This is a genomic window from Granulicella sp. WH15 (assembly GCF_009914315.1).
GTDB lineage: Bacteria > Acidobacteriota > Terriglobia > Terriglobales > Acidobacteriaceae > Edaphobacter.
On the sequence record NZ_CP042596.1, the window covers coordinates 2,688,697 to 2,710,837 of the forward strand.

General features: G+C 63.5%; 18 protein-coding genes. 10 read left to right on the top strand and 8 right to left on the bottom strand.

Annotated features, from left to right (window positions below; genetic code table 11):
* Positions 1–29: 29 nt before the first annotated feature.
* Positions 30–1,130 (bottom strand): sugar kinase, encoded by a 1,101-nt coding sequence (locus tag FTO74_RS11190; protein ID WP_162538225.1) that lies wholly within the window; start codon positions 1,128–1,130, stop codon positions 30–32.
* Between the two features lie 230 nt (positions 1,131–1,360).
* On the opposite strand from FTO74_RS11190, the gene FTO74_RS11195 reads away from it, so the two are divergent.
* Together FTO74_RS11195 and FTO74_RS11200 are read left to right on the top strand one after the other, a co-directional pair.
* Positions 1,361–2,533: an acyltransferase gene (locus FTO74_RS11195; protein WP_162538226.1), complete on the top strand. Its 1,173-nt coding sequence runs from the start codon at positions 1,361–1,363 to the stop codon at positions 2,531–2,533.
* 249 nt (positions 2,534–2,782) lie between these two features.
* Positions 2,783–3,025, top strand: coding sequence for a hypothetical protein (locus FTO74_RS11200; protein ID WP_162538227.1), 243 nt, complete (start codon positions 2,783–2,785; stop codon positions 3,023–3,025).
* Between the two features lie 75 nt (positions 3,026–3,100).
* Here the strand turns inward: FTO74_RS11200 and FTO74_RS11205 are convergent, their stop codons facing one another.
* From FTO74_RS11205 to FTO74_RS11230, 6 genes are all read right to left on the bottom strand, one after another.
* Positions 3,101–3,877: a glucose 1-dehydrogenase gene (locus tag FTO74_RS11205; RefSeq protein ID WP_162538228.1), complete on the bottom strand. Its 777-nt coding sequence runs from the start codon at positions 3,875–3,877 to the stop codon at positions 3,101–3,103.
* An 18-nt stretch (positions 3,878–3,895) separates the two neighbouring features.
* Positions 3,896–4,396, bottom strand: a complete 501-nt coding sequence (locus FTO74_RS11210) for a gluconokinase (protein ID WP_162538229.1) — start codon at positions 4,394–4,396, stop codon at positions 3,896–3,898.
* Positions 4,397–5,659, bottom strand: coding sequence for a tagaturonate epimerase family protein (locus tag FTO74_RS11215; RefSeq protein ID WP_162538230.1), 1,263 nt, complete (start codon positions 5,657–5,659; stop codon positions 4,397–4,399).
* Between the two features lie 347 nt (positions 5,660–6,006).
* Positions 6,007–7,284: a lactate racemase domain-containing protein gene (locus FTO74_RS11220; RefSeq protein ID WP_162538231.1), complete on the bottom strand. Its 1,278-nt coding sequence runs from the start codon at positions 7,282–7,284 to the stop codon at positions 6,007–6,009.
* 24 nt (positions 7,285–7,308) lie between these two features.
* Positions 7,309–8,706 (bottom strand): glucuronate isomerase, encoded by a 1,398-nt coding sequence (uxaC, locus tag FTO74_RS11225; RefSeq protein ID WP_162538232.1) that lies wholly within the window; start codon positions 8,704–8,706, stop codon positions 7,309–7,311.
* A gap of 160 nt (positions 8,707–8,866) precedes the next feature.
* Positions 8,867–10,747: a hypothetical protein gene (locus FTO74_RS11230; protein WP_162538233.1), complete on the bottom strand. Its 1,881-nt coding sequence runs from the start codon at positions 10,745–10,747 to the stop codon at positions 8,867–8,869.
* A 269-nt stretch (positions 10,748–11,016) separates the two neighbouring features.
* Between FTO74_RS11230 and FTO74_RS11235 the strand changes: the two genes are divergently transcribed.
* The 7 genes from FTO74_RS11235 to lptF all read left to right on the top strand — a co-directional run bounded on the left by FTO74_RS11235 (position 11,017) and on the right by lptF (position 20,620).
* Entirely contained in the window at positions 11,017–13,182 is a 2,166-nt protein-coding gene (locus tag FTO74_RS11235) for a beta-N-acetylhexosaminidase (protein ID WP_162538234.1), read from the top strand.
* A 165-nt stretch (positions 13,183–13,347) separates the two neighbouring features.
* Positions 13,348–13,641 carry a GIY-YIG nuclease family protein gene (locus FTO74_RS11240; protein WP_162538235.1) on the top strand — a complete coding sequence of 98 codons (294 nt, stop codon included), beginning with the start codon at positions 13,348–13,350 and terminating at the stop codon, positions 13,639–13,641.
* A 3-nt stretch (positions 13,642–13,644) separates the two neighbouring features.
* The gene (gene nagA / locus FTO74_RS11245; RefSeq protein ID WP_162538236.1) at positions 13,645–14,778 is read left to right on the top strand and encodes an N-acetylglucosamine-6-phosphate deacetylase; all 1,134 of its coding nucleotides are present in this window, start codon (positions 13,645–13,647) and stop codon (positions 14,776–14,778) included.
* Positions 14,779–14,883: 105 nt separating this feature from the next.
* Positions 14,884–15,621, top strand: coding sequence for a response regulator transcription factor (locus tag FTO74_RS11250; protein ID WP_162538237.1), 738 nt, complete (start codon positions 14,884–14,886; stop codon positions 15,619–15,621).
* Between the two features lie 32 nt (positions 15,622–15,653).
* A complete protein-coding gene (locus tag FTO74_RS11255; RefSeq protein ID WP_162538238.1) occupies positions 15,654–15,848 on the top strand; it encodes a heavy-metal-associated domain-containing protein in 195 nt (64 codons plus the stop codon).
* 20 nt (positions 15,849–15,868) lie between these two features.
* Positions 15,869–18,145, top strand: coding sequence for a heavy metal translocating P-type ATPase (locus tag FTO74_RS11260; protein ID WP_162538239.1), 2,277 nt, complete (start codon positions 15,869–15,871; stop codon positions 18,143–18,145).
* Positions 18,146–18,214: 69 nt separating this feature from the next.
* Entirely contained in the window at positions 18,215–20,620 is a 2,406-nt protein-coding gene (lptF, locus tag FTO74_RS11265; RefSeq protein WP_162538240.1) for an LPS export ABC transporter permease LptF, read from the top strand.
* On the opposite strand, the gene FTO74_RS11270 is transcribed toward lptF, so the two are convergent.
* Positions 20,617–21,216 (bottom strand): HXXEE domain-containing protein, encoded by a 600-nt coding sequence (locus tag FTO74_RS11270; RefSeq protein WP_162538241.1) that lies wholly within the window; start codon positions 21,214–21,216, stop codon positions 20,617–20,619. The genes lptF and FTO74_RS11270 overlap by 4 nt on opposite strands.
* A gap of 99 nt (positions 21,217–21,315) precedes the next feature.
* Here FTO74_RS11270 and FTO74_RS11275 point away from each other — a divergent pair, with 99 nt between their 5' ends.
* Positions 21,316–21,903: an FKBP-type peptidyl-prolyl cis-trans isomerase gene (locus FTO74_RS11275; protein WP_162538242.1), complete on the top strand. Its 588-nt coding sequence runs from the start codon at positions 21,316–21,318 to the stop codon at positions 21,901–21,903.
* The last annotated feature ends 238 nt before the right edge of the window (positions 21,904–22,141 follow it).

The window sequence follows — 22,141 nt, forward strand, 5'->3', positions numbered from 1 at the left end:
TTTCTATAGCCTGTTTCTGCTAAAAAGATCTATCGTTGCACGCCCGCCGAAGCACCGGCCATCAGCCGCTCCACCTCGGCCAGCGTCGCCATCGAGCTATCCCCCGGCGTCGTCATCGCCAGCGCGCCATGAGCCACGCCGCAGTCCAGCGCCCACTGCATCCCGCGCCCCTCCAGCAGCCCATAGATCAGCCCCGAAGCAAACGAATCCCCTCCGCCCACGCGGTCGAAGATCTCCATATCGAGATAGTCCATGCTCTGGAAGACCTGCCCGTTGGCAAACCCAAACGCGGCCCAGTCATTGCGATTCGCGGTCTTCGGCCGCCGCGTCGTCGTGGCAATCACCCGGATATTTGCGAACTCCTCCGTCACCCGCGCCGACATCTCCGCGTAACTGAGCACATCGTGCCACGGCGGCCCATGCGAGCTATCGCCCATCACCGCCGCAATATCTCCCTCATGCCCGAAGAGCACATCCACATAAGGCATCAGGCTGCGATTCACGTCAATCGAGCCCTGCCGCCCGCCTGCCGTCTTCCACAACGAGGGCCGGTAGTTGCAGTCATAACTGACCACCACCCCATGCCGCTTGGCCGCCTGCATCGCCTCCCGCGCCACCGCGGGCGAGTCGCCGGAGAGCGCGCACATCACCCCGCCGGTATGGAACCAGCGCACGCCCTCCTGCCCGAAGATCGCGTCCCAATCCACCTGCCCAGCCTTCATCTGCGAGATCGGCGTATGCCCCCGATCCATCATCCCCATCGCGCCGCGCACGCCCGCGCCCCGCTCCAGAAAGTAGATGCCGTTCCGCGACTCGCGCCCCACCCCGTCATACGGAGTCCAGCACACATGGCTCAGATCCACCCCGCCCTGCAGCATCAGGTCCTCGACCAGCCGCCCCACCGGATTATCGGCCAGCGCCGTCACAATCGAGGTGCGCTTGCCGAAGCACCGCCGCAGCCCGCGCGCGACGTTGTACTCCCCGCCGCCCTCCCACACATTGAAGCTCCGCGTATGCGAGATCCGCTGCTCGCCCGGATCGAACCGCAACATCACCTCGCCCAAGCTCACCAGATCCCACCGGCAACCCTTTGCCGCCCTCAGCTCCAACCCCGCACAATCTTCCTTCATCTACCTCAGCTCCATACGAACCACAATGTCCCTACCATCATAGGCCATGCACCTATCTCCCCTGAAAGCAAGGACAAAGCCTTGCGATGAATCAGCTCTTTGTGATCGCTGAACGGCTGTTGCGCATGCAAAATGCTCTAGAACCACGCTAGACACTAGTGCCCCAAGAAGAGTGAGCGCCTAATCATCGGAGCACAACCCTTTTCACATCTGACAGCTAGGTTGCATCCATGCCACCTTCTCAAGTCACACCTTCCATTCGCTTTCACGGATTGGACACATTACGCACTCTGGCCATTGTTGTCGTGATGCTCTACCACCTCGACATGCAGGAGTTGCTTCCATCTGTCATGCACCCTATCGCTAAGATCGGCTGGGTCGGAGTCGATCTATTTTTCGTCTTGAGCGGATTTCTCATAGGCTCGCAACTTCTGAAGCCATATCTGACAGGGAGACAGCCATCATTCAGCGATTTCTACATGCGTCGCGCTTATCGCATTCTGCCTGCGTTCTTCGTCGTATTGCTGCTGTACTTAATCATGCCGCTATGGCGTGAAGCGCCCGGCCCGTACGCAGGTTGGCAGTATGCAAGCTTCACGTGGAATCTCTTGCTCCTTGGATACCCGGAGCATCGTGCGTTTTCTCATATTTGGTCGCTCTGCGTTGAAGAGCACTTCTACCTGTTTTTCCCGCTCCTCCTCGTTCTACTGAGACGCAAACCGTCGTCGCGGAAGACTGCTTCCGTGCTGCTGTTCCTTGTCGTTGGCGGAATCGGCCTGCGGGCCTGGTTGCTCCACTCCGTCATCCGGAGTGCGGGTGATCAGCAAGCTCTCATGATGATGAAGTACATCTATTACCCAACCTACTCACGCCTTGATGGCCTGGTAATGGGTGTAAGCCTGGCCATCGTTCGCACCTTCAAGACCCATTGGTGGGCTTGCTTCACGAAGCATAGTGAAATCCTGGCAATTCTCGGGCTCGCCTGTGTGCTGGGTGCACTTCAGCTATGCGGCTTTGACTATCCTGCCCCTGATCTTCCTCTCAGCATCCTCTTTGCGTTTCCAGCCCTCGCATGCGGGTTTGGTCTGCTCGTCTCTGCAGCCGTTTGCGAGAAAGGATTCTTGCGGACACGAGTTCCTGGAGCATCAACGATTGCAGCCCTGGCATTCAGCCTGTACCTCACCCATAAATCAGTCGCGCACGCTACGCATCTTTTGCTGCCTGCACTTACAGCCCAGGCAGGATGGAGATCGTTCGCCGTCTATGTTGTAACGTGCCTGGGCGGCGCGTCGCTCTTATACTTCGGGGTCGAGCGGCCGTTCATCTCGTTTCGCGCGCGATGTGGTTTGAGGAAAGCCGCCACTGGAGTTGATCGCGAAGTACATCTCGACCCTGCGATTTAGCTGAGGCCCAGCCGGTCAGATCAAGCTGACATGTTGGTCGTAAGGAACGGGAAATGCTCATTCCGTGGCTTCACTTCCAGCTTGCCGGTCATTCGGAAACGGTGGATGCCAACTAGCCCACGACCAACAAATGACATCCCTCGACAATTCCATCCCCGCGCGCCTACAATCCTCCCGCAACGTCCGGAGCACCTCCGCCATCTAAGTAAATATGGCCGGTGTTAGCCCCCGGACACACAGGAGCCGAAGATGCTTCCTTTTGATCACAAACCCTGGGCGAAAACAGTAGCCCGTCTCGTCATTGCAGCGACAGTTCTTGGTATCGCCGCTGCCGCCTTCTACCTGCATACGCTTGGACCTCTGGATACCGGTGAGATCGTAGCTTTCCTTCTTCTGGCCCTGGCGATCATCCCTACCAACCTAGCCGTCATCTACCGTAAACCGCAGGACGACCACCCCGGAGTCTCGGGCGCACTTCACCATCGCCCGTAAAGCGGCCCCGGCCAGCAAAGAAAATCCCCGCAAGCAGAGCGTCTGCTTGCGGGGATTTTCTTTGCCGTCTGAATGCTACTGATTTACGCCGCTGGCCAGGAACCCGCCATCGACCACCAGAATCTCGCCCGTAACGAAGTTCGAAGCCTCGCTGGCCAGGAAGATCGCCGATCCCACCAGCTCCTCCACCTTGCCGAAGCGGTTCATCGGAGTCCGCATCCGCAGCTCCTTGCCGCGCTCGCTCTCGTCCAGCAGCTTCTGGTTCAACGCCGTCCGAAAGACGCCCGGAGCAATCGCATTCACCGTCACGCCCTGCGCACTCCACTCCACCGCCAGCGACTTGGTCAGCGCGCCCACAGCCGCCTTGCTGGCCGCATAAGCCGTCACTTCCTTCAGCGAGACAAAAGTATTCAGCGAAGCGATATTGATGATCTTGCCCGACCCATTCGCCAGCATGTGCTTGCCGAAGATCTGGCAAGCCCGCAGCGTCCCGGTCACGTTCGTGTTCATGATGTCGTCCCAGGTCTCCTCGCTGACCGTGAGCGTCGGCTCGCGCTTGATCTTGCCCGCGCTGTTGATGAGGATATCGACCTTCCCGAACGCCGCAACGGTCTCATCGCAGAGCGTCTGCAACGTGGCCCGGTCGCTCACATCCGACGTCAGCCGCAGCGTCTTCACGCCCTTGGCCTCAATCGCCGCCGCCGCCTCGTCCACCTGCTCCTGCCGCCGCGAGCTGGCGACGACATTCGCGCCCGCCTCAGCCAGCCCAATCGCCATCGCCAGGCCGATCCCCGAGGTTCCGCCCACCACCACTGCCGTCTTGCCCGTCAGATCAAACAACTTGTGTCCCATGCCGTCTCCTAAACTCCCCTAAACCTTCCCAATCTTCGCCAGAACCTCGGCCACAACCTCATCCGGAGCCCGGTCGTTCACAACCCGCAAAGCCTCACCCTCGCCCGGCGTCTCCAGCGTCGCAAACTGGCTGTCCAGCAGCTTCGGGTTCATGTACTCGTGCTTCCGCGCCGCCAACCGCTCCGCGATCATCTCCCGCGAGCCATCCAGCAGAACAAAATGAACCGTACCCTCCGGCATCCCCGCGCCCAGCGTCTTGCGGTAGCTGGCCTTCAGGGCCGAGCACGCCAACACGCCGCCCTTGCCGCTCTCCGACCAACCGCGCAGCAGGCCGTTCAGCGTCTCCAGCCACGGCTGCCGGTCGTCATCGTTCAGCGGATGCCCCGCCGCCATCTTCTCTTTATTGGCAGCCGGATGATAATCATCGGCATCGGCAAAGACGACGCCGGTCCGCTGCGCCAGCAGCGTCCCAATCGTCGTCTTCCCCGATCCAGTTACCCCCATCAATACAACGATCATCTACAGCCCCAGAAACACCGGCTTGATGTGCCGCTCGAAGAGGTTGGTGGTCACGTTCTTGGCCACAATCGCCTCGTTCGCCTCGAGCGCCTTCAGATAGCGGTCGCCCATCTTGGCCGCCACCTTGAAGCCCACATGCAGCAACTGGCGGAAGCTCTGGTTGTAGGCCGGATTGCTCTGGTCGTGGCGCAACGCGTCGGTAAACTGCTTGCTGGTCCAACCATTCACCACCGCAGGCTCGGGCAGCTTGGCCGGGTCGATGTCGATGACGGTCGCATACGGAGCGCACAACTCGGCCTCATGCGCATACGCCTCGGCATAGACGTCCTTGGCCAGCGCCAGCCCCTCACCACCCGCCTCAGCCAGTCCGATCAGCTCTTCGAGCCAGGTCGTGCCCGCCGTCTTCAGGTGAACGCCCGAGTTGAACTTCTTCACGCCGTCGTGGATTGCCTTATAGATCGAGAACTTGTCCGAACCCGAGTGCACGCTGAGCTTCAGGTTGTCCGGCAGCCCGTAGGTCTTGATCGCAAACGCAATCGCCGCCAGGTCCTCCTCGAACTCCTTGGTGAACTGGGGCACATCGCCAACGTAGTCCACGCCCTTGTTGAAGCGGCCCGTAAACTTCGGCGCGATGGTCTGGATCGGGATCTTCTCATCGGCAATCGCCGCCAGGATAATCAGCAGTTCCACCGGCGTCTGCGGCGCATCGGTCTCATCCATCGAGACCTCGGGCACAAACTTGCCTTCGCCCTTATTCTCCACCAGGAACCGATAAATCTTACCCGCGTCCTGCACAGCGGCGAGGAACTTGTTGGCCACGCCCTCGACGAAGGCCCGGTCGGTCGTGAACGGCTCGGCAATCGCGGGGATCGTCACCGTACCCACCAGCTCCGGGTGCCGGTCAACAAACGCCTTCACATCCTCGGGAGCCGCAGGCTGGCCGATCATGTCCGCCACGTCCAGCGTAAAGAAATCGCAGGGAGCGAGGAAGCGGCCGACCGTCTTCAGGTTGATGTGGTCGGCGTCGAGGAAGTAGGGTTTGGTCCAACCCAGATCCTTCACCGCAGCATCGGCAGCCAGACGCGTCGCCGAAGGCTCGGAGCCGATAATCATGTGCTCCCGGTTGGACTTGTTCCACACCGGAACCACCTCAATGCCAGCCTCTGCCGCGAGCACACACGCCGCCAACTGGGCCTTCGCCTGGTGCGCAAACCGATCGCCAACGCCGACCGAAAACTTCGGCAGTCTCAACACTTCGCTCATTCGATTCTCCATCCTGTTGGGTCCGCTTTCTGCGGCCCCAGTGGTCTAACCAATCTACTCACCCAGCATACTCACCAGTCACCACAACCGGCAAATCCATACTCCCGAGAAGCCAAAGAACCCGCCGTTGCCTGTACTTTCGTGGCCATGCCGTTGCCTGTTTTCTTGTTTGTCATTCAGGAGCGAAGCGGAGGAATCTGCTTTTGCCTTTGTCGTTGCTTCTGCTATTGCCGTTGTCCTTGCCGTTGCTTCTGGGGTAGGTCCGGGCTTTAGCCCGGACACTAAAACCCTCCACAGATGCGGGCTTTAGCCCCCGAGGTATGCTTCCCTCACCCCAGCCACAACTCTCAATCCTTGAACCGCCCCTCATAAGCCCAAAGCCCAAGCCCCGGGTTCGAGATGTAGAAAATCTCCTCCCCATCCACGACATTCCACCCATCCGTCAACTTCGCCGGATCGTACTTCGCCGTGTACTCGGCCAGATCGCCATACTCGAAGTGGACGCTCTCGATCTCCTCCCGCGTCAGGTGGCCTGGGCAGTACCGTATCGTGAACCGTCCCTCACTCGAGCCGTGGATCAGATGAGCCGCCGCGCTCAGGTTCGAGGCCAGAGCCGCATCGTGCTTCACCGCCTCCAGCGTCTCCGGCGTGCCGCAGTAGCCGTACTTCCGAATGAGCACGTCAATCGCCGCATCCTCACCGAACTCATGCACCCCCGGAGCCAGCACGATCAGCTCCGCGCCATCGGCCAGCGCCATCCGTGTGCGATAGACGCTTTTGTTCCCCAGCCACGTCGAGCGGAACTCATGCGGATCGAGAAAGACCACAGCCTTCTTGATCTCCCGATCCATCATCAGGAAGTTGCACTTCAGGCTCAGCTCCGCCGCCCGCTCAAAACACTCCCGGTCGTCGCCGATGTACAGCCCGCGCATCACCAGCTTGCCCGCCGCGTTCTTGTTCACCACCGTCTGCACGTAGACGATCTGCGGCAGCTCCTTGCCGAAGTGCTCGCTGGCGTAGTTCAGCACCTTGCGCACGGGCGTATCGGCGCGGCCCATCATCCGCTCCATGCCGTACACCGCGCCGAGGAAGTGCGACCGGTGAATCCCCATCACGCCACCGGTTCCGACGAAGATGTTCTTGCTCCCGTTCGCCATGCCGACGACCTCGTGCGGCACCACCTGCCCGATCGACAGGATCAGGTCGTGCCCGCCGTCGCGCAGCAGCTTGTTCACCTGCGCGGGCCAGGAGTAGTCCAGCTTGCCCTCGCTGATCTCGTGCATGAACTCGCCCGGCACCTCTCCCAGCGTCACGATATCGTTGCGCCAGTCGTGCACACGAAAAAGATCACGCGGAGTAGCCCCGAACATCGTGACGATCTCCTTATCGGACATCGGCTTGTGCGTACCCAGCGCGGGCAGCACATCCACCAGCGCATTGCCGTAGTACTCCCAGATCAGCTCCGTCAGCTCGCCCGACTTCGAGTGCATCCGGGTAAAGTCCGGCGGCACCGCCAGCACGGTCTTGCGCGCACCCAGCTTATCCAGCGCGCTGAACAACCCCGCGCGAATCTGCTCCGGAGACAGCTCGGTCTCCGGAGAACCCACTGCAAAAAATAAACTCATACCCCATCCTTACTTGCCGAACGACTACAGACGATACGCCTTCTTCACCAGCCCGACCGTCAACTCATACACCAGGTCCAGCGCCTCATCCTCATCCAACCGATGCTCGGCCACCAGCCTCCCCAGGAACGCGCTGTCGACCCGCCGCGCGACGTCATGCCGCGCCGGAATCGAAAGAAGCGCCCGCGTGTCGTCATTGAAGCCCACCGTGTTGTAGAACCCGGCGGTCTCGGTCACCTGCTCGCGGAAGCGCATCATCCCCTCGGGCGAGTCGTGGAACCACCAGCTCGGCCCCAGGCGCAGGCAGGGATAGTGCCCGGCCAGCGGAGCCAGCTCGCGCGCGTAGGTCGACTCATCCAGCGTGAACAGGATGAACGTGAACCCCGGAGCGTTGCCGTACTTGTTCAGCAGCGGCCGCAGGCTGCGCACATACTCCGTCGGAGCCGGAATATCCGCGCCCTTGTCGCGCCCGAACTTCTCGTACACCAGCTTATTGTGGTTGCGCACCGAGCCGGGATGGAGCTGCATCGTCAGCCCATCCTCGACGCTCATCCCAGCCATCTCGGTCAGCATCTGCGCCTGGAACAGCTCCACATCGCCCGGCTGCAACTTGCCCGTGTACACGCGCCCATACAGCTCCGCCGCAGCCCCCGGCGAGAGGTCCGCCGTCATCGCTGTCAGATGGCCGTGGTCGGTCGCCGTCGCTCCCATCGACTTGAAGAACGCCCTCCGCGACCGCAGCGCATTCAGATAGCCCTTGTAGCCGCTGACGTCCTCGCCCGTAATCTCGCCCAGCTTGTCGATGTTCTCCTTGAATCCGAGGAACTCGGCATCGATCACCGCGTCCGGCCGGAACGTCGGCAACACCCTGCCTCCCCAACCCGAATCCTTGATCGCCTTGTGCCACTCGAGCGTGTCGAAGGCGGCATCGGTCGTAGCCAGCACCTCGATCTTGAACCGCTCGAAGAGCGCACGCGGCAGGAACTCCGGCTCGTTCAGCTTCTTCGCAATCGTCTCGTAGTACACGTCCGCATTCTCAGCGCGCAGCCGCTCGTTCAACCCAAAGAGCGTCTGAAAAACATAATCCAGCCAAAGCCGCGTGGGCGTTCCGCGGAAGAGGTAGTAGTGCTTCGCAAAGATCCGCCACACCTCACGCGGGTCGGCGGCCTCCTTGCCGTCCACCTGGGGGATGCCCAGCGACTCCAGCGAGACACCCTGCGAATACAGCATCCGGAAGATGTAGTGATCGGGCTGGATCAGCAGCGCCGTGGGATCGGGAAACGGCTTGTTCTCGGCAAACCAGCGCGGATCGGTGTGCCCGTGCGGCGAGATGATTGGAAGATCCTTCACCGTCTCATACAGCTTTGCCGCCACGGCCCGCGCCGCGCCCTCTACCGGAAACAACCTCTGCTCATGCAGCATCGTGTGACCACCCCTGTGAAGATAATTCCAACTAACCAAGCAAGCCTATCAAATTGGACGGACCACAAGAAAGCTTGCGAAGAAGTATTCCCCGAATGGAGCAGACAAAAAGAAAGAGGCACCCAAACCTCGGGTGCCTCTTTCCATTCTTGCCTGCTGTTTACGGGATGTAGTAACGCATACCCACGTGCACCATGCCGTTGGTCGCCTTCGGCGAGCCGAACTGGGCGCTCGACGAGCCATACGTGCCGGAGGTCAAACCCTCCCACAGCGTACGAGCCAGGTAGCTATAGGTCGCCTGATACTGCAGACGGCCGAAGCGCGGGCTGTTGACCGCCTTGTACGTGAAGCCGATCATGCCCTCCTGGATGTAACGCGTCGCGCCTGCGCACGATCCAGCCGGGGTAACCGATCCGGTGAAGCCGCTCGAGGTCGGTGCGACCTCGGTGCTGCAACCCGTGTCGTTGGTGTTGATCGAGCCGTAGCCGGTGAACGGAGTAGCCGCCACGCCGGTCGCATACACCGTGCGCTGCGCATACTCGCCGCCGTAGTAGGCATACACGTCGAACTTCTTGGTCGGATGCGTCTCCAGCGAGAACATGCCGTGCGAGCTGCGGATCGGCTCCAGCGTTCCGTTCGGGTGAACCGTCACGTCGCTCAGAGTGGCCGAGCCGTAACGCGAGATGCCCTGACCGTACATAAACGTACCGGCGACATCCACGAACTTGCTGTTATACCGCAGACCAGCTTCCACACCGCCACCCGTCTTGGTGTCGTTGTAAGGAGCCGCACCCGCCGTAGCCGGTACGCCCGTCGCCGCCGAAGCAACGCCAGGATAGACACGAGCGCGGAAGAAGCGGGCGACACCGGCAACCTCGAAGTGAACCTGCTTCGTATCGGCAGCGATCTTCGCGATTACATCGGGAGCCACGTTGTTGGTGTAGTTGCCGTTGAAGGCGTTGTACAGACCGCCGCTCTGACCCGGCGCGCCGAACTCAAAGTTCGTGGGAGCGTTGGTCGTGCCGCTGTAGATGATCTGGGCCTGCTCCAGCGCGAGCGCGAAGGTCAGAGCCGATCCGGGCATGGGTCCGTTGATCCGCTGCTGCAGACGGATGCCAGGCTGACGCGCCCACGTATAACCGACCATGTACTGAGGGTCGATCGTGTTCGGCAGCTTCTCGGTCCGCACATCGGTCGAGCGGCCGGTCTCGGTCAACAGCGACCAGGTCTGTCCGCCGGTGACCGCGAAGCCGCTCTGCGTCTCCGCTTTGCCCCAGATCTGGCGTACGCGCAACGTGTAGCTGTTCGACTGGTTGTTGTTCGAGGTCGCACCCGAGCTGAGAAAGTCCGTCTCGAAGTAGCCAGACAGACGAATATTCGCCGCCGTGCCCTCAAACAGACCACCGATGCGGCTCTGCCGCGCCGAGAAGTTCAGCTCGCTGGTGTGAGCATCGGTCGCACCCGAAAACGGCGTGGTGTTGAAGGGGGTATTGATGTCGGAGTTGATCGAACGCTGCCGGTAAACACCTTCAAGGGCGAAGAAGGCAACCGGGGTAATCGTGATGCCCTTGTAGCGGATCGTGGTCGGGCTTTCGATCTGCTGAAGGATCTCGGTCTTGTTCGCGCTGATCGTCGTGGCGAGGCCAGTGTTGGTCGTCTGCAGATCGGTTACGTTGGTCTTCAGGGCCTGCACCGCGTCGGTGTTGGCCTGGACGGTTGCGTTCACGCTCTGGGCCGCCGCGGTGGCTGCCTGGGCCTGGGTCTGTGCGCTCTGGGCCGACTGCTGCGCCGCCGCCAACTGGGCATCCTTGGCCGCATTCGCATTTGTTAGTGCATCGATCTGTGCCTGCTGCGCAGCCTGCTTCTCGCGCAGCTCACGAAGCTCGCGGGTTATCGCGCTCTCCACCGGTGCCTTTTTAGTTACTACCGGCCGCTTCTTTTTGGCGGTCACATGCTTGGTGGTGGTCGCTGTCTGTGCCTGCATCGGCAGTGTGCCCACCATCAACATTGCCGCCATAGCGGCCTTCATCTGCTTCGTCATGGAGCCTCTCGAAATTCAAACAAGGCTCAGGGCGTGCATCCGTTTGCGATCATCTCGCCTACTTCGGCTTGTCTCCCTGGCTCTTTGGTCCATGCTCCCCAAAGCGTATGAATAGATCGCTAATCCATCCCACAATTCACACGCTATTAACACTTAAGCCACTACTCCCGGTTACCCGGAACCTACCTTCGAAGCCTCCGCCAGTGGCTCACAGCCCGTCCCGGAGACCTCTCTGCCTACGACTTAAACCTCTGGTTTACCCTAGTGTTATGTCGCTTCGCAGACCCGCTCTCCCCAGCCCCGCCTTCGCCGCGATCCTGCTGGCCGCCGCCCTGCCCTCCGCCGCCCAAACCGCCTCACTCAAGCTCATCCCGATGCCGCGCGAGCTGCACGTCACTGCCGCCGACATCCCGCTCTCCCGCGGCATCCGCATCCTCTGCGCCAGTTGCTCCACCGACAGCGACGATGCCTTCGCCGTCCAGGAACTGACCCAGACCCTCGCCATCCGCGCCGTCTCCACCTCCGGGGCATACCCCGTCCAGCTCGTCCGCTCCCAGTCCCTGCCCGCCGAGATGAAGCCCGAGGGCTACACCATCGCCACCACCGCGCAGGGCCTCACTATCACCGCCGCCACCGCCGAGGGTCTCTTCTACGGCATCCAGACCCTCAAGCAGCTCATCGAGCACGACGGCTCCGCAGCCGTGCTCCACGCGGTCACCGTCCGCGACTGGCCCGCCATGAAGTACCGCGGCGTCCAGGACGACCTCTCCCGCGGCCCGGTCGACACGCTCGAGTTCCAGAAGAAGCTCGTCCGCACGCTCGCCGCCTACAAGGTCAACCTCTACAGCCCCTACTTCGAGCACATTCAGGAGTACGCCTCGAACCCGCTGCCCGCGCCTCCGGGCGGAGCCATGACCGCCGCCGACGCCCGTGCCCTGGTCGCCTACGCCAAGCCCTACCACGTCCTCGTCGTGCCCGAGCAGGAGGCATTCGGCCACCTCCATCACAACCTCACCTGGGAGCAGTACAGCGCCGTCGCCGAGACCCCTCACGGCAACGTCCTCGCCCCCGCGCAGCCCGGCTCTGTCGCCTACATCCAGCAGATGTTCACCGAGCTGGCCGCCCTCTACCCCGGCCCGTTCCTCCACATCGGCGCGGATGAAACGGCCGACCTCGGCATCGGCCAGACCAAGGCTGACGTGGACACGCGCGGCCTCGGCCCCGTCTACCTCGACTTCCTGCAAAAGGTCACCACGGCCCTCCAGCCGCTCAATCGCCGCATCCTCTTCTGGGGCGACATCGCGCAGGAGGTCACCCAGACCTCGCCCATGCTGCTCAAGAACCTTCCCGAGTCCTTCAAGCGCGCTACCATCGCCATCCCCTGGTGGTACGCCCCCTCGCCCAAGGGCTACGACAAGTACATCACCCCCTTCACCAGCGCGGGCTTCGAGACCTGGGTTGCGCCCGGCGTCGGCAACTGGTCCCGCGTCTACCCCAACCAGAACGACGCCCTGGCCAACATTCAGGGCTTCGTGCGTGACGGCCAGCGCCTCGGCGCCACCGGCGAGCTGAACACCATCTGGTACGACGACGGCGAATCGCTCGCCAGCAACAACTGGTACGGCCTGCTCTTCGGAGCCGCCGCCGGCTGGCAGCAGGGCGAGTCCTCCATCCCCGCCTTCGAGCAGTCCTACGCACAGGTCTTCCACGGCGACGCCACCGGCGCGCTCAACCAGGCCCAGATCGAGCTGATGGCCGCGCACGACCTGCTCCGCAACCAGGCCAAGGTCGGCGACGGCTCCGACGGCCTCTTCTGGATCGACCCCTTCTCAAAGGACGGCCAGAAGAACGCCGAGAAGATCCGCCCCTACCTGCACGACCTGCGCCTGCACGCCGAGCGTGCCCTCACCCTCATCGCCCAGGCCAAGCAGGCCGCAGGCCCGGCCACACACCCCGCCCCTGAGACCCGCTCCCCCGGCCTCTACGACGCCGCAGCCTCGGGAGCCGCGCAGTTCAACCTCCGCGAGCCTGACGCCATCGACGCGCTGGAGCTGGGAGCTCGCCGCTTCGACTTCATCGGCCTCAAGTTCCAGCTAGCCGACGAGATCGTCGACGGCTACAACCGCGCACTCGCCAACCAAACCAGCCGCGACAAGAAGACGAAGGACTCGGTTGGCCGCGATCTGAGCGAGATCAACGGCATCAACGGCCGCCTGCACGACGTCATCGACACCTACTCCCTGCTCCGCGACATGTACGCCTCGGGCTGGCTCCGCACCAACCGCTCCTACGCCCTGCGCCCGGTCCTCGAGCACTACGACTACACCATCAACCTCTGGTTCGCCCGCAGCGACAAGTTCCGCGCCGCCCAGCGCCAGTGGAGCAGCACCCAAACCCTACCCAGCCCCAACGACCTGGGCCTGCCCCTCCGCTAACCGCAAGGGCAACGGCATCATAGCCGTTGCCCTTGTTCTTGCACTTGCCGTTGCCAGTTCTTGCACTTGCCGTTGTCAGTTTTTTTGGTTGTCATTCAGGAGCGAAGCGGAGGAATCTGCTTCTGCTTTTGCCGTTGCATTTGCCTTTCCCACCACGGAGCCTCCATGCCCCCGAGGAAGTACCACTTCTACGTCTACATCCTCGCGAGCCCCTCCCGAAACCTCTACATCGGCATCACCAACGACCTCTTCCGCCGCATCTCCGAGCACAAACAACTCCGCCCCGACACCCACACAGCCCACTACAACATCACCCGTCTCGTACACTACGAACACTTCCAGTACGTCCTCAACGCCATCGCCCGCGAAAAAGAACTCAAAGACGAATCCCGCGAAAAGAGGCTAGCCTTGATCGAACACCTTAATCCAACCTGGCAAGACCTCTCCGAGTCCTGGTAAACCATGCCCCCCCTCACCGCCCGCACCCTCATCACGTCCCTCGGCACCATCGAGTACCCCTCCATCACCATCGACGCCGCTGGCCGCATCGAAGACATCTCTACCGACCCCGCCATCCGTAGCGAGGCCATCCTCACCTCCACCTTCCTCGACATCCACATCCACGGAGCCGCCGGGGAAGACCTCATGGTCGCCACGCCCAAGGGCCTCTCCCGCATCCAGCGCTTCCTCGCCTCACGCGGAACCTCCCACTACCTCCCCACCACCGTCACCGCCTCCATCGACGCCACCCTCCACGCCCTCGACGCCCTCGCCAACCTCATCGAGTCGCCCATACCCGCCAACGAGGCCACCCCGCTGGGCATCCACCTCGAAGGCCCATTCCTCTCCCACGCCAAGCGCGGTGTCCACCCGACGGATCTGCTACAGCCGCCCTCCATCGAGCTATTCGACCGCTTCCAGCAGGCCGCCCGAGGCCACATCCGTCTGCTCACCATCGCCCCGGAGACACCCGGCGCACTCGACCTGATCGCCCACGCCACTCACTCCGGCGTCAAAGTAACCCTCGGCCACACCAACGCCACCGCCGCCGAGACCCTGGCCGCCATCGCCGCCGGAGCCACCTCCTCCACTCACCTCTTCAACGCCATGCGCCCGCTCGACCACCGCGAGCCCGGCGTCGTCGGCACCATCCTCGACCGGCCCGATATCTACGCCGACCTCATCTGCGACGGCATCCACGTCCACCCCGCGCTGGTCCGCCTCTGGCTCGCGCAAAAGCAAGACAAAGCCATCCTCATCACCGACGGCATCTCCGCCACCGGAATGCCCGACGGCACCTACGTCCTCGGCCCGCTCTCGGTCACGGTCCACGACCACCGCTGCACCCTCACCGCCGCGCCCGAGACGCTTGCCGGATCGGTCCTCACGCTCGACCGCGCCGTAGCCAACCTGCAGGCCTTCACGGGAACCGACCTCGCCACCGCCGTCCGCTGCGCCAGCGCCAACCCCGCCGCGATGCTCGGCCTCACCGAGAGCCTGACCACCATGCAGCCCGGCCAGCCCGCCAACTTCAACCTCTACACCCCCACCGGCCAGCTCCAAACAACCTACATTTACGGCCAGCCGATCCTATAGAAGCAAAAACGCCCTAACGCCGGGCGGGCGGCACTTCGTGCGGTACTCGACGCTTCGCGTTTTCCATCACAGCCAACTCGCCACCAATCCGTGATAATAACCACGATGGCCACCAAACCCCTCATCATCGTCGTCGAAGACGAAGAGCACCTCGCCCAGGGCCTCCTCTTCAACCTGGAGGCCGAGGGCTACCGTGTCCTCCACCACGCCGACGGCGCCGAAGCCCTCGACTACCTCCTCACCACCACCGACGACATCGGAGCCATCCTCCTCGACGTGATGCTCCCCGGCAAGAGCGGCTTCGAGATCGTCCGCGAGCTGCGCGACCACGCCCTCTACTTCCCTGTCCTGATGCTCACCGCCCGCTCCCACCCGCAGGACGTCCTTGAGGGCCTGAACGCCGGAGCCGACGACTACCTCGGCAAGCCCTTCGACCTGGAGATGCTCTTCGTCCGCCTCAAAACCCTGCTGCGCCGAGCCTCCTGGCATCGCCCCTCCGCACCGGAACCCGACCCCAAGCCCTCCACCGACTCCTACACCTTCAACGGTCGCACCATCCACTTCGACACGCTGGAGCTCGAAGCCCCCGGCGACCGCGTCACCCGCCTCACCCTGATGGAGGCCGACCTGCTCCGCCACTTCGTCGACCACGCCGGCGAGATTGTCCCCCGCAAAGATATCCTCGAGCAGGTCTGGCGCGTCCACGAGGACACCGACACCCGCGCCGTCGACAACTTCATCGTGCGCCTGCGCCGCTACATCGAAGACGACCCGGCCAGCCCGCAGCACCTCGTCACCGTCCGCGGCATCGGCTACCGTTTCCTGCCCGAACCCCAACCCTGAACCCGCCAACCACAAGGGAGCATCCAACCAATATGACCACTCTAAAGATCGACAACATGCACTGCGACGCCTGCATCCGCCGCGTCACCCAGGCCCTCAACAGCCTGCCCGACACCAAAGTCGAAGAGGTCTATATCGGCACGGCCCGCATTGAGACCACAGCCACGCCGGAGCAGATCCTGGCCGCCATGCAAAAGACCGGCTTCCCCACCCACATCGAGCAATAAAGCAATGAAATGAGCGCCACATGAGTACTGCCAGCAAGGTCGTTCTCCCCATCGTCGGCATGTCGTGCAGCGCCTGCCAGATCCACGTGGAGAAGGCCCTGCTCGCCACTCCCGGCGTCACCTCGGCCACCGTCTCCCTGCTGGCTAACCAGGCCACGGTCGAAGGCACGGCCCCCATCGAGACCCTCATCGAAGCCGTTCATGAGTCCGGCTACGAGGCCCTTGCCCCCACCACAGCCACCGTCGCGGAAGAGCAGGACGAGTCCCATCTCCCCCTGAGAGCCGCGCTGGCACTGGCCGCAGCCGTGGCGGCTATGCTCCTCTCCATGCCGCTGATGATGGCCACCGAGACTCCCGACCCACTTCTGCGCGCCGTCGACAATCTCCTGATGCCGCTCATGCCCGCCGCGCTGATGAGCCTGCCCGCTGAGCCTGTCCGCTGGCTGCTGCTGGCGATCACCGCAGCAGTGATGCTTTTCACCAGCCCCGAGACCTACCGTCGCGCCTTCGCCGCAGCCCGCCACAGGGCGACCAACATGAACACGCTGGTCGCCATCGGCACACTGGCCGCGTTCTTCTACTCGGCAGTGGCGACCATCGCCCCCACAGCCTTCACCAGCCACGGCCTCGCCCCCGATGTCTACTTCGAGGCCGTCGACTTCATCCTCGCCTTCCTGCTCTTAGGCTCGCTCCTCGACGCCCGCGCCAAGAACCGCACCCAGTCCGCCCTAGCCGCCTTCGCCAAGCTCCAACCCACAACCGCCCGCGTCCTCCGCAACGGCACCGAAACCGAGATCCCCCTCGAAGAGGTCCAGCCCGAGGACACCATCCAGCTCCGCCCCGGCGAACGCGTCCCGGTCGATGGTGTCGTCCTCACCGGCCGCTCCACGGTAGACGAGTCACTCCTCACCGGCGAGTCCCAGCCCGTCCTCAAGACCCCCGACAGCGCGGTCATCGGCGGCACCATCAACCTCGACGGCCCGCTCACCCTGCGCGCCACCACCCTCGGCGCGTCCAGCGTCCTCGCGCAGCTCCATCGTCTGCTGGCCGAGGCCCAGTCCAGCCGCGCCCCCATGCAGAAGCTCGCCGACCGAGCCTCGGCCATCTTCGTGCCCTCCATCCTGGTGCTGGCGGCGGTCACCTTCGCCCTCTGGCTGGCGTTCGACCACTCGCTACCCCGCGCCTTCTCCATCGCCATCGCGGTGCTGGTCATCGCCTGCCCCTGCGCGATGGGCCTCGCCGTTCCCGCAGCCCTCACGGTCGGGATAGGCCGCGCCGCGCAGCTCGGCATCCTCGTCCGCAACGGCGAAGCCCTCGAGCGTCTCGCAAGCACCGACACCCTCGCCTTCGACAAGACCGGCACCCTCACCGAGGGCCATCCCTCCATCACCTCCGCCGACTTCGCGCCCGACGCCGACCCCAGCCAGCTCCTGCCCCTCGCAGCCGCGCTCGAACAGTACTCCGAACACCCACTGGCCAGCGCCGTAATCGCCTACGCCGCCGCCACGGCCACGGCCACGGCCACACCCAAGCTAGCGGACGTAAAAACCATCCCCGGTCAGGGCATCGTCGCCACACACAACGGCCAGCCCGTAGCCATCGGCAACGCAACGCTCCTCGAGTCGCTGCACATCCCCCTCATGCAGCAGACCACTCCCGAGGCCACCACCCAGCTCCATCTAGCGGTAAACGGCACCCACGTTCTCACCCTTCAGGCAAAAGACACTCTCCGCCCCAGCGCCCCCGAAGCCATCGGCCAACTGGCATCCCTGCACGTCTCCGCGCATATGCTCACCGGCGACAACCCACAAACAGCCGCCTCCATCGCCGCGCAGTGCGGCATCTCCCCCGCCGACACCCACGCCTCACTGCTCCCGGCGGACAAGCTCACCGTCATCCGCAGCCTGCAACAGCAGGGCCGCACCGTAGCCATGGCCGGAGACGGCCTCAACGACGCCGCCGCACTCGCCCAGGCCGACACCGGCATCGCCGTCTCCACCGGCACCGACCTGACCCGCGAGGCCGCCGACCTGATCCTGATGAGCGGCGCAGCCCACGGCGAGATCGACCTCCGCGCCATCCCCACAGCCATCCGCCTGGCCCGCCGCACCACCCGCACCATGCGCCAGAACCTCGGCTGGGCGGTGGCCTACAACGCCTGCGGCCTACCCATCGCCGCCGGTCTCCTCTACCCGCACTTCCACATCCTGCTCAGCCCGGTGCTGGCCTCAGCCGCAATGGCGCTCTCGAGCACCTCGGTCCTGCTCAACTCCCTGCGCCTGCGCCGCTTCCACTAGCGTTATCATGGATCACGGACCCCGACCGATCGAAGCCCGCGCGAAGATCGCTCGAAGTCCCACCGCCCCATGCGCCTTCTCACCCGCTACCTTCTCCGCGAAGTTCTCTCTCACGCCCTGCTGGGCGGCGTGGTCTTCACCTTCGTGCTCTTCATGCGCGACCTCGGCAAGATCCTCGAGATCGTCGTGCGCAACTCGGCCTCCATCACCGACGTCGGCAAGCTCTTCGCCTACACGCTGCCCAACGCCCTCACCGTCACCATCCCGATGGCGGTGCTGGTCGGCATCCTGCTCGGCCTCTCGCGCCTCGCGGCCGACTCCGAGATCACCGCCATGCGCGCCGCGGGCATGGGCGCGCTCGACTTCGTCCGCATCGTCTCCATCATCTCCTTCGCCGCGCTGCTGATCGGCCTCGGCAACTCGCTCTACCTCGCTCCCCGCGCCGCCGCCGCGTTGCTCGCGCTCGAAGACTCCCTCAAGTCCTCTCAAGCATCTTTCGAGGTCCAGCCCCGCGTCTTCTACGAAGACTTCAAGAACTACGTCCTCTACGTTCAGGACGTCACCCCGGCCTCGGGCGCGGCGCTCTGGCACCACGTCTTCCTGGCCGACCTGACCGAGCCAGCCACCCCGCACATCACCACCGCCGCCCAGGCCCTCGTCACCCCCGGCGCGCCCGGCACCATCGAGCTGCACCTCCACGACGGCGGCCAGCACAGCATCTCGCCCACCGACCCCAACCAGTACGACATCTCCACCTTCGTCACCACGCAGCTCCCCATCCAGACCGGCGCGCAGGAGGACACGCACCTCTCCCGCGTCGACACGCCCATCCACGCGCTGCCCCTGCGAGCGCTCTTCAACCCCACCCCTACCAACGCCCGCATCTACCGGATCGAGCTGAACAAGCGCTTCTCCTACCCCTTCGCCTGCCTCGTCCTGATGCTGGTCGGCGTACCGCTGGGCCTCTCGTCCAAGCGCGGAGGCAAGTCCACCGGCTTCGTCCTCACCATCCTGCTGGTCTTCGTCTACTACTTCCTCTCCTCTGTCGGAGAAGCTCTCGCCAAGACCGGCCGCCTGCCGCCCCTCCTCGGCGTCTGGGGAGCCAACATCCTCTTCGCCGCAGCCGGAATCCTATTGCTGCAACAGATGTCCCGCGGCGGCGTCGCACTCAGCCTCTTCTCCTCCATCGGCGTGGCCCTCTCTCGCCTGCTCGGCCGCCTGCGCCCCAGCCAGGCCGGGAAGATTCCCCACGAGCGCGACCTAACCGACACCATACCCCAGCGCGTCCGCTCCGCCCTCGGCATCCAGTTCCCGCTCATCCTCGACGACTACATCATGCGCGAGTTCGGGGCCAACTTCGCCCTGGTCCTCGGCTCGCTCTCCACGCTCTTCCTCATCTTCACCTTCTTCGAGCTGATCGGCGACATCATCAAGAACCGCACGCCGCTGGTCACCGTAGGCGACTATCTCCTCAATCTCATCCCCTTCATCCTCTACAACGTCACCCCGCTCTGCGTCCTGGTCGCCGTGCTCATCACCTTCGGCTCGCTCTCGCGCTCGTCCGAGCTGACGGCCATGAAGGCCAGCGGCCTCTCGCTCTACCGCATCGTCGCGCCGGTGCTGGTGCTCACAGCGGTCGTGGGCGTCTCTCTCTTCGCCTTCGACGAGTTCTACCTGCCCGCCGCCAACCGCCGCCAGGAGGCGCTCCGCTACGTCATCAAGGGCAAGCCCGCGCAGACCTTCCTGCGCCCCGACCGCCAGTGGATCTCGGGCCAGACCGTCGCCGAAGACCGTACGAATTCTCCTATCGCCCCCGGCGATCCGTTGCCCACCAAGCTGACCAACGACCTGCCCACCCGCATCTTCTACTACCAGTTCTTCGACTCCGACCGGAACGTCTTCGCCAACATCACCGTCTTCGAGTTCGACCCGGCCTCCTTCACCCTGAAGAAGCGCATCTTCGCCTCCTCCGCCCGCTGGGACGCACGGGTGAACCGCTGGGTCTTTGAGAACGGCTGGCAGCGCTCCTTTGCAGGCGAGACCATCGCCTCCTACGATCCCTTCGTGCTCACCAGCTTCCCCGAGATCCGCGAGCAGCCCCAGTACTTCAAGAAGGAAGATCGCCAGTCGCAGGAGATGTCCTTCAACGAGCTGACCGCGTACATCAACGACCTGCGCCAGTCGGGCTTCGACGTCAAGCGCCTCAGCGTCCAGCTCAACCGCAAGATCGCCTACCCGGCCATCACGCTGGTCATGGCGGTGCTGGCGGTGCCCTTTGCGCTGAGCACGGGCAAGCGCGGCGGCGTGGCTGGGTTTGCCGTGGCGATCCTGCTGGCGGTTCTTTACCTCGGCGTCAGCAGCCTGTTTGAGGCGATGGGCAACGTCAACACGCTGCCCCCGCCGCTGGCCGCGTGGACCCCGGACCTACTCTTCACCTTCGCCGGAGCCTACTTCCTCCTCCGCACTCCCACCTAGACGCGCGACGCAATCAGGATGGCCCTGCGCCGAGCGACATAAGCAATGATCGCCGCGTGCAGAGCGACGGCCAGCCCGGCGTACCCCAGATTCTCCCCCGCTCCCAGATGATTTGCGCGAGAGTAGACCGCCGCTCCCCTCGAGGCCGCCGGAAGCAGCAACACAAGCGCCGTAACCAGGCCCGGATTGTAGTTGCGCGTGCGCAGTGCGGCCAGAAGATGAACGATGCCGTTGACGATCGCCAGATAGAAGGCCGCAAGAGCCCACGAGACGCAGCCGAACCGGGCACCGTACAGAGCCAGGAGATCGACGCACCAGACGCTGATGACGTTGATGAACGTGACCGCGTCCTTCGTCAGAAGCTCACAACCATGCCCCAGGTGAGTATTGACGTAGAGGCGAAAGCGGTCATGATAGTGCTCCTCAAGCTGATGGCTCATATACAAAGGAAGCTGAAGGTAGAGCAGCAGATCGGGCGTACTCCAGGCTCCCGAATGGGCTGGCCGAAGCAGCGGCAGCATGGCGAGATAAAAGCAGCCTCCCGTCAGGCCCGCATACAGCCAGTTTTCATTCAGCCAGCCTCGAGCGGCACACATCGCACTTCGTTGAGGAGACGCGATCACACCAGCAGCATAAACCGGCGCGGCAATCCTCTCCCACTCGTCACCCAAAACCCTGTAACATCGGTCCAAACCATGAAGCTGACAACCACCCTTACCATCCTCACCCTATCCGTCTCAGCCTTCGCCCAGACCACGACCCCGGCCGCTCCCAAAACCGTAACCAAGCCGCCAGTCCACCACACCACGACAGCCGTCCACCACGCCGCAGCCGCAGCGGCCCCCACCTGCGCCACCACCACAACCATGTCCGATAAGATTCCCGCCGTCACCGGCTGCGCCAAGCCCCTCTACGCCCTCAGCTACATCGACACCGTCATCGGCACCGGCGAGCCCGCCGTACCGCGCAAGTGGTACACCGTCCACTACACCGGCTACCTGCTCGACGGCACCAAGTTCGACTCCTCGGTCGACCGCGGCCAGCCCTTCACCTTCCCCTACGGCGCACACCAGGTCATCGCAGGCTGGGACACCGGCTTCGAAGGGATGCACGTCGGCGGCAAGCGTCGCCTCTTCGTTCCCTACCAACTCGCCTACGGCGAGGCCGGACACCCGCCCGCCATCCCCGAGAAGGCCGAGCTGATCTTCGACGTGGAGCTGATCGCCATCTCCGACCAGCCGCCCGCTCCCCCCGCGCAGCCCACCGAAACACCCAAGCAATAGCACTTCGTGCCGTCCTCGGGGCGGTATGGGTGAATGATCTTCTGAGGTCCTCCCGCTGGTCGGAAGCAAGCATCTTTGTTTCTAACCAGCGGGAGGACCAATGTTGTTGCGTCCCCCATCCGACAAGCCTTTGCCGTTGTCTGTTTTTTGGGTTGTCATTCAGGAGCGAAGCGCAGGAATCTGCTGTTGTCTTTGTTTTTGCAATTCCCAAACTCCGAACGCCCCACAACTCCCTCCC

Coding starts and splice junctions, on each gene's coding strand:
- FTO74_RS11190 (WP_162538225.1), bottom strand. CDS start 1,130: ATGAAGGAAGATTGTGCGGGGTTGGAGCTGAGGGCGGCAAAGGGTTGC.
- FTO74_RS11195 (WP_162538226.1), top strand. CDS start 1,361: ATGCCACCTTCTCAAGTCACACCTTCCATTCGCTTTCACGGATTGGAC.
- FTO74_RS11200 (WP_162538227.1), top strand. CDS start 2,783: ATGCTTCCTTTTGATCACAAACCCTGGGCGAAAACAGTAGCCCGTCTC.
- FTO74_RS11205 (WP_162538228.1), bottom strand. CDS start 3,877: ATGGGACACAAGTTGTTTGATCTGACGGGCAAGACGGCAGTGGTGGTG.
- FTO74_RS11210 (WP_162538229.1), bottom strand. CDS start 4,396: ATGATCGTTGTATTGATGGGGGTAACTGGATCGGGGAAGACGACGATT.
- FTO74_RS11215 (WP_162538230.1), bottom strand. CDS start 5,659: ATGAGCGAAGTGTTGAGACTGCCGAAGTTTTCGGTCGGCGTTGGCGAT.
- FTO74_RS11220 (WP_162538231.1), bottom strand. CDS start 7,284: ATGAGTTTATTTTTTGCAGTGGGTTCTCCGGAGACCGAGCTGTCTCCG.
- uxaC (WP_162538232.1), bottom strand. CDS start 8,706: ATGCTGCATGAGCAGAGGTTGTTTCCGGTAGAGGGCGCGGCGCGGGCC.
- FTO74_RS11230 (WP_162538233.1), bottom strand. CDS start 10,747: ATGACGAAGCAGATGAAGGCCGCTATGGCGGCAATGTTGATGGTGGGC.
- FTO74_RS11235 (WP_162538234.1), top strand. CDS start 11,017: ATGTCGCTTCGCAGACCCGCTCTCCCCAGCCCCGCCTTCGCCGCGATC.
- FTO74_RS11240 (WP_162538235.1), top strand. CDS start 13,348: ATGCCCCCGAGGAAGTACCACTTCTACGTCTACATCCTCGCGAGCCCC.
- nagA (WP_162538236.1), top strand. CDS start 13,645: ATGCCCCCCCTCACCGCCCGCACCCTCATCACGTCCCTCGGCACCATC.
- FTO74_RS11250 (WP_162538237.1), top strand. CDS start 14,884: ATGGCCACCAAACCCCTCATCATCGTCGTCGAAGACGAAGAGCACCTC.
- FTO74_RS11255 (WP_162538238.1), top strand. CDS start 15,654: ATGACCACTCTAAAGATCGACAACATGCACTGCGACGCCTGCATCCGC.
- FTO74_RS11260 (WP_162538239.1), top strand. CDS start 15,869: ATGAGTACTGCCAGCAAGGTCGTTCTCCCCATCGTCGGCATGTCGTGC.
- lptF (WP_162538240.1), top strand. CDS start 18,215: ATGCGCCTTCTCACCCGCTACCTTCTCCGCGAAGTTCTCTCTCACGCC.
- FTO74_RS11270 (WP_162538241.1), bottom strand. CDS start 21,216: ATGTGTGCCGCTCGAGGCTGGCTGAATGAAAACTGGCTGTATGCGGGC.
- FTO74_RS11275 (WP_162538242.1), top strand. CDS start 21,316: ATGAAGCTGACAACCACCCTTACCATCCTCACCCTATCCGTCTCAGCC.